The sequence below is a fragment of the Streptomyces sp. PCS3-D2 genome (assembly GCF_000612545.2).
In the GTDB taxonomy this organism is placed as follows: domain Bacteria; phylum Actinomycetota; class Actinomycetes; order Streptomycetales; family Streptomycetaceae; genus Streptomyces.
In genome coordinates this window covers 3,234,595-3,247,217 of sequence record NZ_CP097800.1, presented here as the reverse complement: position 1 = coordinate 3,247,217, position 12,623 = coordinate 3,234,595, and the positions used below count along the sequence as shown (strand labels likewise).

The 12,623-nt window shown below is 72.3% G+C and carries 11 protein-coding genes; 6 read left to right on the top strand and 5 right to left on the bottom strand.

The features are described from left to right. Positions 1–48 precede the first annotated feature (48 nt). The 4 genes from AW27_RS13880 to AW27_RS13865 all read right to left on the bottom strand — a co-directional run bounded on the left by AW27_RS13880 (position 49) and on the right by AW27_RS13865 (position 4,967). Entirely contained in the window at positions 49–753 is a 705-nt protein-coding gene (locus tag AW27_RS13880) for a Pvc16 family protein (RefSeq protein WP_037918770.1), read from the bottom strand. Next, a complete protein-coding gene (locus AW27_RS13875) occupies positions 750–3,137 on the bottom strand; it encodes a TolB-like translocation protein (RefSeq protein WP_052030259.1) in 2,388 nt (795 codons plus the stop codon). The genes AW27_RS13880 and AW27_RS13875 overlap by 4 nt, the downstream gene beginning before the upstream one ends. Further along, positions 3,061–4,002, bottom strand: coding sequence for a TolB family protein (locus AW27_RS13870; RefSeq protein WP_037918771.1), 942 nt, complete (start codon positions 4,000–4,002; stop codon positions 3,061–3,063). The genes AW27_RS13875 and AW27_RS13870 overlap by 77 nt, the downstream gene beginning before the upstream one ends. 194 nt (positions 4,003–4,196) lie before the next feature. Then, positions 4,197–4,967, bottom strand: a complete 771-nt coding sequence (locus AW27_RS13865; protein ID WP_037919835.1) for a helix-turn-helix transcriptional regulator — start codon at positions 4,965–4,967, stop codon at positions 4,197–4,199. A gap of 212 nt (positions 4,968–5,179) precedes the next feature. On the opposite strand from AW27_RS13865, the gene AW27_RS13860 reads away from it, so the two are divergent. Then, complete coding sequence (locus AW27_RS13860; protein WP_370466484.1) at positions 5,180–6,541, top strand: COG1470 family protein; 1,362 nt, start codon at positions 5,180–5,182, stop codon at positions 6,539–6,541. A gap of 358 nt (positions 6,542–6,899) precedes the next feature. Here AW27_RS13860 and AW27_RS13855 read toward each other — a convergent pair whose 3' ends face one another. Beyond that, positions 6,900–7,508, bottom strand: coding sequence for a hypothetical protein (locus AW27_RS13855; RefSeq protein ID WP_078556091.1), 609 nt, complete (start codon positions 7,506–7,508; stop codon positions 6,900–6,902). A 133-nt stretch (positions 7,509–7,641) separates the two neighbouring features. On the opposite strand from AW27_RS13855, the gene hemL reads away from it, so the two are divergent. The 5 genes from hemL to AW27_RS13830 all read left to right on the top strand — a co-directional run bounded on the left by hemL (position 7,642) and on the right by AW27_RS13830 (position 12,612). Then, positions 7,642–8,964 (top strand): glutamate-1-semialdehyde 2,1-aminomutase, encoded by a 1,323-nt coding sequence (gene hemL, locus AW27_RS13850; RefSeq protein ID WP_078556093.1) that lies wholly within the window; start codon positions 7,642–7,644, stop codon positions 8,962–8,964. Next, on the top strand, positions 8,961–9,659 hold the full coding sequence (locus AW27_RS13845) for a histidine phosphatase family protein (protein WP_037918777.1): 699 nt from the start codon (positions 8,961–8,963) through the stop codon (positions 9,657–9,659). The genes hemL and AW27_RS13845 overlap by 4 nt, the downstream gene beginning before the upstream one ends. Before the next feature lie 234 nt (positions 9,660–9,893). Next, positions 9,894–11,129 (top strand): polysaccharide deacetylase family protein, encoded by a 1,236-nt coding sequence (locus AW27_RS13840; RefSeq protein ID WP_370466482.1) that lies wholly within the window; start codon positions 9,894–9,896, stop codon positions 11,127–11,129. A 78-nt stretch (positions 11,130–11,207) separates the two neighbouring features. After that, positions 11,208–11,834 carry a TlpA family protein disulfide reductase gene (locus tag AW27_RS13835; protein WP_037918780.1) on the top strand — a complete coding sequence of 209 codons (627 nt, stop codon included), beginning with the start codon at positions 11,208–11,210 and terminating at the stop codon, positions 11,832–11,834. 4 nt (positions 11,835–11,838) lie between these two features. Then, on the top strand, positions 11,839–12,612 hold the full coding sequence (locus AW27_RS13830) for a cytochrome c biogenesis CcdA family protein (RefSeq protein ID WP_037918782.1): 774 nt from the start codon (positions 11,839–11,841) through the stop codon (positions 12,610–12,612). Positions 12,613–12,623 lie beyond the last annotated feature (11 nt).

The following is a 12,623-nucleotide window of genomic DNA, read 5'->3' as shown; positions in this document are numbered from 1 at the left end:
GTTCCTGTTCCGCAGCCGGGTGAGGGGCCGGGGGCTGGAGGGTGTGCGTCACGGCTGGCGTTCTCCTCTGCGGCGGCGGGCGGGGGCCTTGGGCCGTTCCCGGGAGCCGCCGAAGCCCTCCGGTCCCGGCGCGCCCAGTTCGACGTAGCGCAGCCGGCGCGGGCTGCCGTCCCCGTCCGGCCCTGCCTGCGGTACGGAGTCCACGACCAGGCCCTGGGTGACCGGCGGGGCCGTGAGCTTGCTGATCCCGGCCAGCGGGGCCTTCACGCGCAGCCCGAGTGAAGGCTTCAGCTCGCCGCCGAGCGCCGACCACACGTCGGAGGCGGCCGGCGCGTCCATGCCGGTGCCGCCCGCGTCCACGTCCACGAGCAGGCCGAGGTCGGCGAGGGTCCCGGTGAGCAGGCGCGGGGGCAGCGTATCGGTGGTCACGAGGCAGGAGAGCACCTGGGACAGCAGCCGGTGCTCGTCCTGAGGCCTGCTCGCCCAGGCGGTGACCAGGTACGTCAGCTCGAACCAGCGCGGCGGGGTGCGGCGCGCGACGACGAACCCGTCCGCGTCGTACACCTCGCCCCCGCCGCTGCCGCGCCGGGTCGGGTCCTCCCGGATGTCGTACAGGAACACGCAGACGGTGGGCGCGCTGCGACGGGCGGCCCAGTCGCGGGTCGGCGCGTCGAAGACGACCTCGACGCCCGACGCCTCCAGACCTGATTCCGCGAGCAGCCGCCGCAGCCCTTCGTCGACCTCGTGGATCACCGGCGGCTCACCTCGTCGGGCGGCTGCACCGTGCCGTTGACCACGAGGAAGTCGGTCTGCACCGGAGAGAATCCGGGGCCGCTCGCGGTGATGACGCGCGGGCCGGTCTGGTCCTTGGCGAGGATCAGCAGCTGGCCGATGAAGGTGCCGTCGGCCTGGGGGACGGTCGGTGCCGCCGCGGCCGTGATGCCCGGCTTCCACGCGAACCGCACCGGCGCGCCGGGCGGGAAGTCCTCGCCCCGTACCGAGGTGACGAAGCCCGGCTTGCCGATCGGCGGGACCGCGACGATGCGCGGCTGAAGGATGCGCAGCTCCTGCTGTGCGGTGTTGTCGCCCGGGTCGGCGTCCGTGCCGGTCGTGGTGAGGTGCGCGGTGACCTGGCCGGTGAGCGCCTTGTCCGGGCTGAGGACGACCCGCAGCACGTTGCTGGCGCCCGGAGTCAGGTCCGGCAGCGCGCACGTCCAGTTCCGGTCGCAGCCGGGCGGCGGTCCGTCGTGGGGGATTCCCCCGGGCAGCCCGATGCGCAGCCGCAGGCCGGTGGCCAGGGCGTCGCGACCGTTGGCGACCGTGACGGTGACGACGACGCGGCCGCCGACGTAGCCGGGGTTCGGCTGTGCGGTGATGCTCACGCCGGGGCCGGCCTGGGGTGCGGGCGGCAGCGGCGCCGGAGCCGGCGTCGTGGGCGGCGTCGTGGGCGGGGCCGGTGTCGTGGGCGGTGCCGGTGTCGGGGTGGGCGGAGTCGGCGTCGGCTCCGGGGTGACGGGGGCCTCGCGCACCGGCACCACGGTCCGGCCGGCATTGTCGCTGGGGCGGGGGTCGAGGACGGTACCGGTGACCGACCACTCCACACTCTGGTCACCGGGGGTGACACCGGTCAGGGTGACGGTCACCGGGACGGTGGTACCGGGCGTCACGATGCCCAGCGCGCAGGTCAGGGCTGCCGCGTCGCAGGTCGCACCGGGTGCGGTGAGCGCGGTGATGCTCACGCCGAGCGGAGGCGCGACGGTCAGCCGGGTTCCGGGGGAGGCCGCCGGACCCTGGTTGACGACGTCCACCCGGACGGTGGTCGAGCCGCCGACGGTGAGCGGCGCGCTCTTGCGGGGAGCCCGCACCGCGAGGTCCACCGACTGCTGCACACTGGGTTCCTTCTGACGGCCCGGCAGGCCGGTGACCAGCAGGTTGTGGGCACCGGTCGCGACGTTCACCAGCTTGAGCTTCTCCGGGCTGTTGGCGGCCCGGGAGCCGCGGCCGGTGACGACCAGGGACGTGCCGTCGGCGGTCCAGGCGGCGTCGCGCGGCTGGTAGGGGCCGTTGCCCGTGGTCTCGGGCAGTTCGCGGCCGCAGGCTCCCGGCTTGTCGCGGGCGGCGTCGGGCAGCAGGACCCGGCAGGTGCCGCCCGCCGGGGAGGCGAGCAGGATGCCGCTGCGTTCGTCGACGCGGCCGCCACCGTTCTTGCGGTTGAAGGCGATGGTGGTGCCGTCCGGGGAGAACGCGGGGCTGTCGTCGATGACTTCGCAGGCGCCGAAGCAGACGGTGGAGCTCAGGTCGCGCTGCCGGTCGAGGTGCTCCACGGGCACGGTCCAGATGTGCTTGTTGCCGCCGTGGCCGTTGATCACCAGGTTGCGCGTGAAGGCGAGCGTCGTGCCGTCGGAGGACCAGGTGGGCTGGGCGTCGCCGCCCTTGGGCTGTCCGGCGGGCGGGACGACCTCGCCGCGGATCGCCCCCGTCGCGGCGTCCGCGATCAGGATGCGCCCGGGCCCGGCAGCCTGGCCGACGCCGCCGGGGGAGGTACGGGTGAAGGCGAGGTACCTGCCGTCGGGGGAGAACGTCGGGTCGGTGTCCCAGTCCCCGGGGGCACGGCCGGCGAGCGGCAGGACCGCGGCGTTGGCTCCGTCGGCGTCGACCGTCCAGATCCGCTGGATCCTGCTGCCCGGCGTGCCCTCGAAGCGGGTCACCACGATCCTTCGCCCGTCGGGCGTGTAGTTCTGCCGCTCCGTCCACGGGTCGAAGCCGGGGCCGGGCTGGAACAGCGGGTCCTTGGCCGGGTCGGTGTTGGTGTCGGCCGCAGGGTCCTCGTTCAGGATGGTCAGGTTGAGGTCACGGGGGTCGGAGCCGTCCGTCCGTGCGTCCTGCAGGGTCACCACGTGCGGGCCGCCCGCCGAGATCCGCTCGACGACGGCACCGCCACCCTGGAGGGGGCCGAGCCAGGTGGGCGAGCCGACCTCACGGTCCTCGCTGTACACGAGCTTCGGCGTGTCCGCCGCATGCGCGGGCACCTGGAAGACGTGGTCCCAGTCGCCCTTGCAGTCACAGGTGCGGTCCGGACTGACGAAGAGCAGACCGTCCCCGTCGGGCAGCCACGCTGCCCCCCGGGTCCGCCGCATGCGCGGGCACCTGGAAGACGTGGTCCCAGTCGCCCTTGCAGTCACAGGTGCGGTCCGGACTGACGAAGAGCAGACCGTCCCCGTCGGGCAGCCACGCTGCCCCCCGGGTCCGCCAGCCGGCCTGGGCGCCGGACAGCAGCTGACCGTCCACGCGCCCGTTCGTCCACCGCAGGCGGGGCCCGGAGGACCCGGTGGCGGTGTAGGCGAGCACGTCGCGATGGGCCGCGTCGTCCACCGGGTTCCACACGGGCTCGGTGGCCGGGCCGTTCGCCGGGTCGGTGAGTCGGGTGGCGGCGCCGCCGCGCAGGGGGCGTACGTAGACCTGCGGTCCGGCGGCCCGGTCGCTGTCGGAGGAGTACGCAAGGCGTGCGCCGTCCGCGGAGACGGTGGGGTGCTCCTCGTTCGCGGGCGTGTCGGTCAGGCGGGTCAAGCCGGTGCCATCGGTGCGCACGAGCCACAGGTCGCGCTGGACGCCCCCGGCCGCGGCGCGCTGGGCGGAGTCGAAGACGACCGACCGCCCGTCGGGGGTCAGCCGGGGGTTGCCCGCGTCCATGCCGCCGGTCAGCCGGCGGACCGATCCGTCCGCGGACCGCAGGTAGACCTGCGGAGTCCGCTCGTCGCGGCGGCTCGCGAAGACGAGCTGGTCGCCGAGGGCCGAGGGCTGGACGTCGAGGTGGACCGGCCCGTCACCGAACAGCGGGGTACTGGCGTCGGTCGTGCCGTCCGCCACCCGCCCCAGGCTGCGGTGGCGCGTACCGGCGTACGCCACCCGGCCACTCCCGGCGTCGGCCGCGAGGGGCCGGGCCCCGGCGTCGCCCGGTCCGGCGGCCGCCGTCGCCGCGAGCAAGGGCGCCAGCAGCAGCATCGACGCGCCGGCCCTCCCCCAGCGGTGTCGCCGACGGCCGGACCCCTCCGTGCCCCTCACGGCCCACCTCACAGTCCGGTCCCGCATCCTGCCTGTCACCCCGCCACCCTGCCGGTCCGGCCGCGCGGACCGGCAGGGCCGCGCGGCCGGACCCGGGGGAAGCGCCGTGTGCGCTTTCGGGCAGTGCCGGGAGGTCAGATCAGACCGTTGCGCAGGGCGTAGCCGACCGCGTGCGTCCGGTTGCGTAGTTGCAGGCGCGTGATGACCTCGTGCAGCACGTTCTTGACGGTCCGTTCGGAGTACGAGGTCTTGCGGGCGATCTCCGCGGTGTCCAGCCCTTCCGACACCAGGCGCAGCATGTCCGCCTCGCGCGACGTCAGCGTGGAAAGGGACACCGAGCGCGGGTCGAGAGCCGAGCGCTGGAGGCTGCCCATGTGGTCGAGGAGCTTGGCCAGCAGGTCTCCGGGCAGCACTCCCTCGCCGTTCGCTATGGCCAGCACCAGTCGCAGGAGCCGGTCCTGGTCTGCCTCGGCGCGCCGGAGCACCGCGCTGACCCCGCACTCGATGGCACGCTGCAGCGCGTCGCCCGACTCGAAGGTGCCGACCACGAGTCCGGTGCGGGTGTGGGGGTTGTGCCGCAGCCGGTACAGCAGGGCTGCGGTTTCGTCGTCCACGCTGTCCACGGTCACGAGCGACACCTGCGCAGCGTCGGCCTCCGCGTCGGGAACGAGCTCGATCTCGGGTCGCTGGCGCAGCTGGTGGACGACCCCGACGCGCAGGATCGGGTCGGAGGCGTACACGGCCACCGTCACCCGTCGACCGGTTCTGCGAGCAGAAGCAGAAGCAGAAGCAGAAGCAGAAGTAGAAGGGGCTGGGGCTGGGGCTGGGGCTGGGGCTGGGGCAGGGGCTGGCGCAGGGGCCTGGGCGGGGAGCCGGGATATGCCGGTGCCGGAGGTGTGGATGATGCCGTTGTCGTCAGCGCAGCGCATGTGTCGTACCTGTTCCGTGATGCGTCGTGGGGTAACGGAAGTGGCCGGCCCGGTCGGATCTCGACGTTGAGGTCCAACCGATGGCCGTGCAGCAGGAGTTGGGAAAGTCTGCGGGGGCACCGGGACTGCCCGGGGCCTTGCCCCCGCGTCCGTGGTGGTGTGCGTTGCGGCGGCCGTAGCGTCGTGGCGTGACATCCCCAGCTGCATCTCCCAGCCCTGGCGCGCCCGTCCTCGACATCGAGCCGGTGTCGGTGATGCCGGGCGGTACCGCCACCACGAGCCTGACCGTGCGCAACGACAGCGACATCGTCGAGGCGTACCGCCTGGAAGTCGTCGGCGACTGCGCTGCCTGGACCACGGTGGAACCGGAGCGCGTCTCGCTGTACCCGGGCACCTCGGAGACGGTGACGATCCGTCTGGCACCGCCCCGTTCCTCCCAGGTGCGGGCCGGGGACGTGCCGCTCGCCGTACGCGTGCTGCCCACCGAGCAGCCCGAGGCCGTGCGGGTGCCCGAGACCACCGTCCACGTGGAGGAGTTCCGGGAACTGCGCGCAGAGAGCGCTCCCAAACGCCGCCGCGGATGGCTGCGCGGGCGATACCGCATCGCCGTGCGCAACGAGGGGAACGCCCCGGTGAAGGTGGGCTTCACGCCCGCACAGCCCGGCGAGGAGCTGAAGTTCGACGTCGCCCCGCCCACGCTGAAGCTGGAACCGGGCGAATCCGCCGAGGTGGTGCTGAAGGTCCGCACCGGCAGCCCGGTGTGGTTCGGATCCCCCGTGACCTGGCCGTTCACCGTGGAGGTGGCCGAGACGGGGGAGGCCGGGGAGGCGGGGGACGCCGGCGGGGCCGGGCCGCGTCCCGAGCGCGAGGGTGTACGGACACCGCTTGAGGTGGAGTTCGTCCAGATCCCGGTCTTCCCGACATGGCTGCTCGCGGTCCTGGCCGCGCTGCTCGCTCTGCTCCTCGCCTGGTTCATGCTGGTGCGCCCCGCCGTGCGCAGCACCGCGAAGGAGGCGGCGGCCGAGGCCGCCAGGAACCCGGAGCCGGCGGCGGACGGGGCGGGGCAGAACCCGGTGACCGGCGGCGGCAAGCAGCCGGGCGGTGTGGGCACCGGCCAGGGTGCGGCGAAGGGCGGCCAGCCCGGGGCGGGTGGCGGTGGTGGCTCCGGTGGCGGAGCCGGCGGAGGTGGCGGCGGGCTGCAGAGCTCGGCCACCATCGACCTGCAGACCGGCGGCGGCCAGAGCAAGACCGGTTCCTACACGGTGCCCGCGGGCAAGGTGTTCGGGATCACGGACCTCGTGGTGGCCAACTTCCAGGGCGACGAGGGCGTGCTGACGATCGACTTCGGCGACCGCAAGATCACGACGATCGCGTTGGAGACGTTCCGCAACCAGGACTACCACTGGGTCACCCCCATCAGCATCACCGAGAGCCAGACTGTGACCGTCCAGGTGACCTGTGCGAAGCCGGGCACTCCGGCCACCGGCCGTCAGGCCCAGGAGTGCCACGAAGTCCTCAACGTGAGCGGTGTGCTGAGCGACCTCAGGTGACCCGAGCGGGACGGACATAGTCCGTCAGGCTCGCCCAGGAGCAAAGCGGACCCGTCCCGGTCCGTCCGGAAAGTGCCTACCGGACGGACTGGTGACGGGTCGTCTGCATTCCCGTGTTCCGGTGCGGTTGCGCCGTTCCACGGCTATTGCGCGGCTACTGGGCGGTAGCGGGGCAGTCGGCAAAACATGGCCGGTTTTCGACTATCGCGCCCGGCTCGTACCCGGATTGAGGCGGGGTCGCGCCCGGTTCGTGCCGGGTTTCACGATGGACGGCTCCGCACCCCGCCCGGACCGTGGCAGCGGGCGACGTCGTGCTCCGGTCCGGTGTGCACCGCCCGGGCTCGGGAAGGGACGGCGGTCAGGGCCAGACCAGGCAGTAGGGCTGATGCCCCGCCTCGTGGAGACGGTGGCTGAAATCCTGCCACTCGTGGAGCAGCTGGTAGACGTTGAAGGCGTCGCTCGGGCCGCCGCGGTCCGGGACCGTGGACCAGATGAAGGCGGCGGCGCCCACGGACTCCTCCCCGATCCCGCGGAGCGGGTCGACCACCGTCGTCGGGAGCTTGACCACCGCGTAGTCGGGGTGGAGGACGACCAGTTCCAGCGGCGGCACCTTGTGCAGGGGTATGCCCTCGATGCCGGTCAGCACCATCGCGGCCATCGTCTCTGGCTTGATCTTGGTGAAGAGGCCGCCCATGCCGAGCTCGTCCCCGCCGAGTTCCTCCGGCCGCATCGTCACCGGGACCCGTGCCGCCGTCGCGCCGTCGGGGGCGCCGAAGTACTTGTAGGTCACTCCCATGCCGCGGCCCCTGGGCGCGTCCTCGGGCGGCGTCGCGGGCTCCGGCACGGCGTCGGCCGCCTCGGTGGCGCGCCTGCGGTGCCTGCCCCGGCGGCGGGCCTCGCGGGCTTCGCGGGCGCGCTGCGGGTCGAGGCCGTCCGTACCCTCGCCCGGTCCACCACCGCGTTGCATATCTCCACCCGACTGGTCTTGCTCGTCCCGGCCCCGCGGCCCCCGCCACGCAGCCTGATCATCATGGCAGTGACCTCCCCCGCGGCGACGCGGTGAAACGCCCGCCCGCAAGTCTGTCGCAGCCTCTGAGACCATGGCTGGTGTGAGCTACCCGTACCCGTATGAAGCCCCAGTTTCGCAGACGCTCTTCGAGCGCGCCTCCCTCGTGACTCCCGGCGGCGTGAACTCTCCCGTGCGCGCCTTCCGCGCCGTGGGCGGTACGCCCCGGTTCATGGTGTCCGGCACCGGTCCGTACCTCACGGATGCCGACGGTCGCGAGTACGTGGACCTCGTCTGCTCGTGGGGGCCGATGATCCTCGGCCATTCCCACCCCGAGGTGGTCGAGGCCGTCCAGGCGGCCGTCGCACGCGGCACCTCCTTCGGTACACCCGGTGAGGGCGAGGTGGCGCTCGCGGAGGAGATCGTGGGGCGCATCGAGCCCGTGGAGCAGGTGCGCCTGGTGTCCTCCGGGACGGAGGCGACCATGTCGGCGATCCGGCTGGCACGCGGCTTCACCGGTCGCGCCAAGGTCGTGAAGTTCGCCGGCTGCTACCACGGTCACGTGGACGCCCTGCTGGCCGCCGCCGGTTCCGGGCTGGCCACCTTCGCGCTCCCGGACACCCCCGGTGTCACGGGTGCGCAGGCCGGCGACACGATCGTGCTCCCCTACAACGACCTCGAAGCGGTCCGGGCGGCCTTCGCCGCGCACCCCGGCGAGATCGCCTGCGTGATCACCGAGGCGGCGCCCGGCAACATGGGTGTGGTCACCCCGGCCGAGGGCTTCAACCAGGGGCTCGCGGACCTGTGCCGCGAGAACGGTGCGCTCTACATCTCCGACGAGGTCATGACGGGCTTCCGCACGTCCCGCGCCGGCTGGTACGGCGTCGACGGGGTCAGGCCCGACCTGATGACCTTCGGCAAGGTCATGGGCGGCGGCTTCCCGGCCGCGGCGTTCGGCGGCCGCGCCGACGTCATGGGCCACCTCGCCCCCGCGGGCCCCGTCTACCAGGCGGGCACGCTCTCCGGAAACCCGATCGCCACCGCGGCCGGCCTCGCGCAGCTGCGGCTGCTCGACGCGGCCGCGTACGAGAAGGTCGACGCCGTCTCGGCGGAGATCCAGGGCCTGGTCGCCGGGGCGCTCGCGAAGGAGGGTGTGGCGCACCGCCTGCAGACCGCGTCCAACATGTTCTCGGTCTTCTTCACCGAGGACCCGGTGCGCGACTACGACGACGCGAAGAAGCAGGAGAGCTTCCGCTTCAACGCGTTCTTCCACTCGATGCTGGCGCAGGGCGTCTACCTGCCGCCGTCCGCCTTCGAGTCCTGGTTCGTCTCCACCGCCCACGACGAGAAGGCGATCGAGCGCGTCGCGGCAGCCCTGCCGGCCGCCGCCCGAGCCGCCGCGGAGGCCACCGCATGAGCACCGACGGCCGCGACGCGACGTCCGACATCACCGTCGTGCACCTGGTGCGCCACGGTGAGGTGCACAACCCGGACGGGGTCCTGTACGGGCGTCGCGAGGGCTATCACCTCTCCGAGCTGGGCCGCCGGATGGCGGACCGGGTCGCCGAGCACCTCAAGAGCCGGGACATCGCCTACGTGGTGTCCTCGCCGCTGGAGCGGGCCCAGGAGACGGCCGAGCCGATCGCGAAGGCCCACGGCCTGGACCTGGCGACGGACGCCCGGCTGCTGGAGGCGGAGAACGTCTTCGAGGGCAAGACCTTCGGCGTCGGCGACGGCGCGCTGCGCAAGCCCGGCAACTGGAAGCACCTGACGAACCCGTTCAAGCCCTCCTGGGGCGAGCCGTACGTCGAGCAGGTGGTCCGGATGATGAGCGCGCTGGAGGCCGCGCGCGACGCGGCCCGCGGCCACGAGGCGGTGGCGGTCAGCCACCAGCTGCCGATCTGGATCGTGCGCAGTTTCGCGGAGAAGCGCCGGCTGTGGCACGACCCGCGCCGCCGCCAGTGCACCCTGGCGTCCCTGACGTCCTTCACCTTCCAGGGCGACAAGCTGGTGTCGGTGGGCTACAGCGAGCCGGCCCGGGACCTGGTCCCGGCCCACCTGCTGGCCGGGGCGAAGCCGGTGAAGGGCGCTTCCAAGGCGTTCGGAGCCTGATCGGGCAGGACAGGACAGGACAGGACAGGACGGGACGGGACAGGACCGGGTCGGACCAGACCGGATCGGGACGGTCCCGTCTCCGGGTCCGACGGTCCGTTACGGGCCGTTACAGATCTGTCTCATTAAATACAAGATGCGCGGGAATCACCGTGTCAGCACACATGTCCGGTCGGCTTGTCCGCTTATATGGACTTTCGGTCGGGGCGTGTTGACGACGATGGGGACGGTGACATGCGCGACATCAGGGGAGTCAGTCGGAGGGGGCTGCTGGGACTGGGACTTGGCGCCGCGGCCGCGATGGGAGTCGCCGGCTGCGGACTGCCCGGCGTGTCCGGTCCCGGCGCTCCCGGGCCCGCGAAGGACCCGGGGCCCGGTGGGAAGGCGCCCGCCAGGCCCATCGGTGACGGTTCGACGGCCGACACCGGACCGCAGCCCCACCAGCCCGACCCGCCGGTGCCCCTCCAGCCGGGCGAGACTCCGCCGCAGTTCGTCGTCTTCAGCTGGGACGGCGCGGGGGAGGTCGGCAACGGTCTCTTCCCGCGCTTCCTGAAGCTCGCCAGGGACCACGGCGCGGCCATGACCTTCTTCCTCTCCGGCATCTACCTGCTGCCCGAGTCGAAGCGGCACCTCTACCGGCCGCCGAACAATCCCGTCGGCGCGTCCGACATCGGCTACCTGAAGGACGAGAACGTCCGTGCCACCCTCGGCCACGTCCGCGAGGCATGGCTCGACGGGCACGAGATAGGCACGCACTTCAACGGCCACTTCTGCGGGGGGCCCGGCTCCGTCGCCCGCTGGACCCCGGAGGACTGGCAGAGCGAGATCGACCAGGCCGTGTCCTTCGTCACAAGCTGGCGCACGAACACCGGGTTCACCGATGCGGAACCGCTGCCCTTCGACTACCGCAAGGAACTGACCGGCGCCCGCACCCCCTGCCTCCTGGGCCGGGACAACCTCCTGCCGACCGCCCGGAAGCTGGGCTGGCGCTACGACGCCAGCTCGCCCGGCGGCCTCCAGGTATGGCCCGTGCGCCGGTCCGGCATCTGGGACCTGCCGCTGCAGTCCCTGCCCTTCCCGGGGCACTCCTTCGAGGTGCTGTCGATGGACTACAACATCCTCGCCAACCAGTCGAAGAACACCACGAGGGGTGCGCCCGCCCACTACCCGGCCTGGCGCACCCAGGCCACCGCCACCTATCTCGGCGGGTTCCGCAGGGCCTACGAGACCAACCGCGCCCCGCTCTTCATCGGCAACCACTTCGAGGAGTGGAACGGCGGCATCTATATGGACGCCGTCGAGGAAGCACTCAAGGGCATGGCGGACAAAAGGGATGTACGGCTCGTGTCTTTCAGGCAGTTCACCGACTGGCTGGAGGTCCAGGACCCCAAGGTGCTCGACCGGCTGCGCGCCCTCGGCCCCGGCCAGTCACCCGCCGGCGGCTGGAACGCGTACCTCGCCGCCGCCTGAACCACCACCTGACCAGGGCATTGACAACCGGCCGGGGGGTGCGGAGGATCCGCGAATTGCTCATGCGAAACTTTTCACATGAGCCTTAGCCGCGCCCCCCGACGCCGCTCACCCGGCGGCCGCGCCCTCCTGCTGACCGCAGTGACCCTCACCGGCGCCCTCGCCCTCACGGCGTGCAGCGGTACGGACAGCGGCAAGCCGACCGGCAGCGGCGGCAACTACGTCACGGGCGAGAGCGGCATCTCCACCGCGGCCAAGGGCGAGCGCACCGAGGCCCCCAAGCTCGACGGCGAGACCGTCGACGGCAAGACCCTCGACACCACCGCCCTCAAGGGCAAGGTCGTCGTCCTCAACGTGTGGGGCTCCTGGTGCCCGCCCTGCCGCGCCGAGGCCCCGTCCTTCGCGAAGGTCTCCAAGGAGCTCGCCGACGCCGGCAAGGACGCCGTCTTCGTGGGCATCAACGTCCGCGACAACAGCAAGCAGAACGCCGCCGCGTTCGAGGAGACCTTCAAGGTCCCCTACCCGAGCCTCTACGACCCCGACGGCAAGCTGCTGCTCCGCTTCCCCAAGGGCAGCCTCAGCCCGAACGCCATCCCGTCCACGCTCGTCCTGGACAAGGAGGGCAGGATCGCCGCGCGCACCCTGGCCCCCCTCAGCGAGGAGCAGCTGCGCTCAATGATCGACCCCGTCCTCGCGGAGGGGTGACCCCGTGGTCGAGTACGTCCTCGCCGCCGAGGCCACGGGTGTGAACGAGACGGTCCTGAACGGCGCACTGCTGCTGGCGCTGCCGATCGCGCTCCTTGCGGGGCTCGTCTCCTTCTTCTCGCCGTGCGTCCTGCCGCTGGTACCCGGTTACCTCTCCTACGTGACCGGCGTGAGCGGAGCGGACCTCGCCGAGGCCCGCCGCGGGCGGATGCTGGCGGGCGCGCTCCTGTTCATCGCCGGCTTCACCGCGGTCTTCGTCTCCACCGGCGCGCTCTTCGGCTACTTCGGCCAGACCCTGCGGGAGAACAACGAGATCATCTCCCGCGTCCTGGGCGGCGTGGTGATCCTCATGGGCCTCTTCTTCATGGGAGCGATCCCCGGCCTGACCATGCGGGAGTTCCGCTTCCACCGCAGGCCCACGGCGGGACTGCTCGGCGCGCCGCTGCTCGGCGTGCTCTTCGGAGTCGGCTGGACCCCCTGCATGGGCCCGACCCTCGCGGCCGTCAGCACGCTCTCCCTCGACCAGGCGAGCGCCGGCCGCGGCGCGCTGCTCACCGTCGTCTACTGCCTGGGCCTGGGCTTGCCCTTCGTCCTCGCCGCGATCGCCTTCCGCAAGGCGCTCGGTGCATTCGGCTGGGTGAAGCAGCACTATGCATGGGTGATGCGCATCGGCGGCGGCATGCTGATCCTCACCGGCCTGCTGCTCGTCACAGGTTGGTGGGACAGCATCGTCACCGACATGCAGAGCTGGACCCAAAGCTTCACGGTGGGGATCTGAGGAACCGACGG

What these genes read in the sequence shown, in the direction of transcription:
- AW27_RS13875 (WP_052030259.1), bottom strand. Translation starts at nt 3,137, where the DNA reads ATGCGGCGGACCCGGGGGGCAGCGTGGCTGCCCGACGGGGACGGTCTG.
- AW27_RS13870 (WP_037918771.1), bottom strand. Translation starts at nt 4,002, where the DNA reads ATGCTGCTGCTGGCGCCCTTGCTCGCGGCGACGGCGGCCGCCGGACCG.
- AW27_RS13855 (WP_078556091.1), bottom strand. Translation starts at nt 7,508, where the DNA reads ATGCAACGCGGTGGTGGACCGGGCGAGGGTACGGACGGCCTCGACCCG.
- hemL (WP_078556093.1), top strand. Translation starts at nt 7,642, where the DNA reads ATGGCTGGTGTGAGCTACCCGTACCCGTATGAAGCCCCAGTTTCGCAG.
- AW27_RS13845 (WP_037918777.1), top strand. Translation starts at nt 8,961, where the DNA reads ATGAGCACCGACGGCCGCGACGCGACGTCCGACATCACCGTCGTGCAC.
- AW27_RS13840 (WP_370466482.1), top strand. Translation starts at nt 9,894, where the DNA reads ATGCGCGACATCAGGGGAGTCAGTCGGAGGGGGCTGCTGGGACTGGGA.
- AW27_RS13835 (WP_037918780.1), top strand. Translation starts at nt 11,208, where the DNA reads ATGAGCCTTAGCCGCGCCCCCCGACGCCGCTCACCCGGCGGCCGCGCC.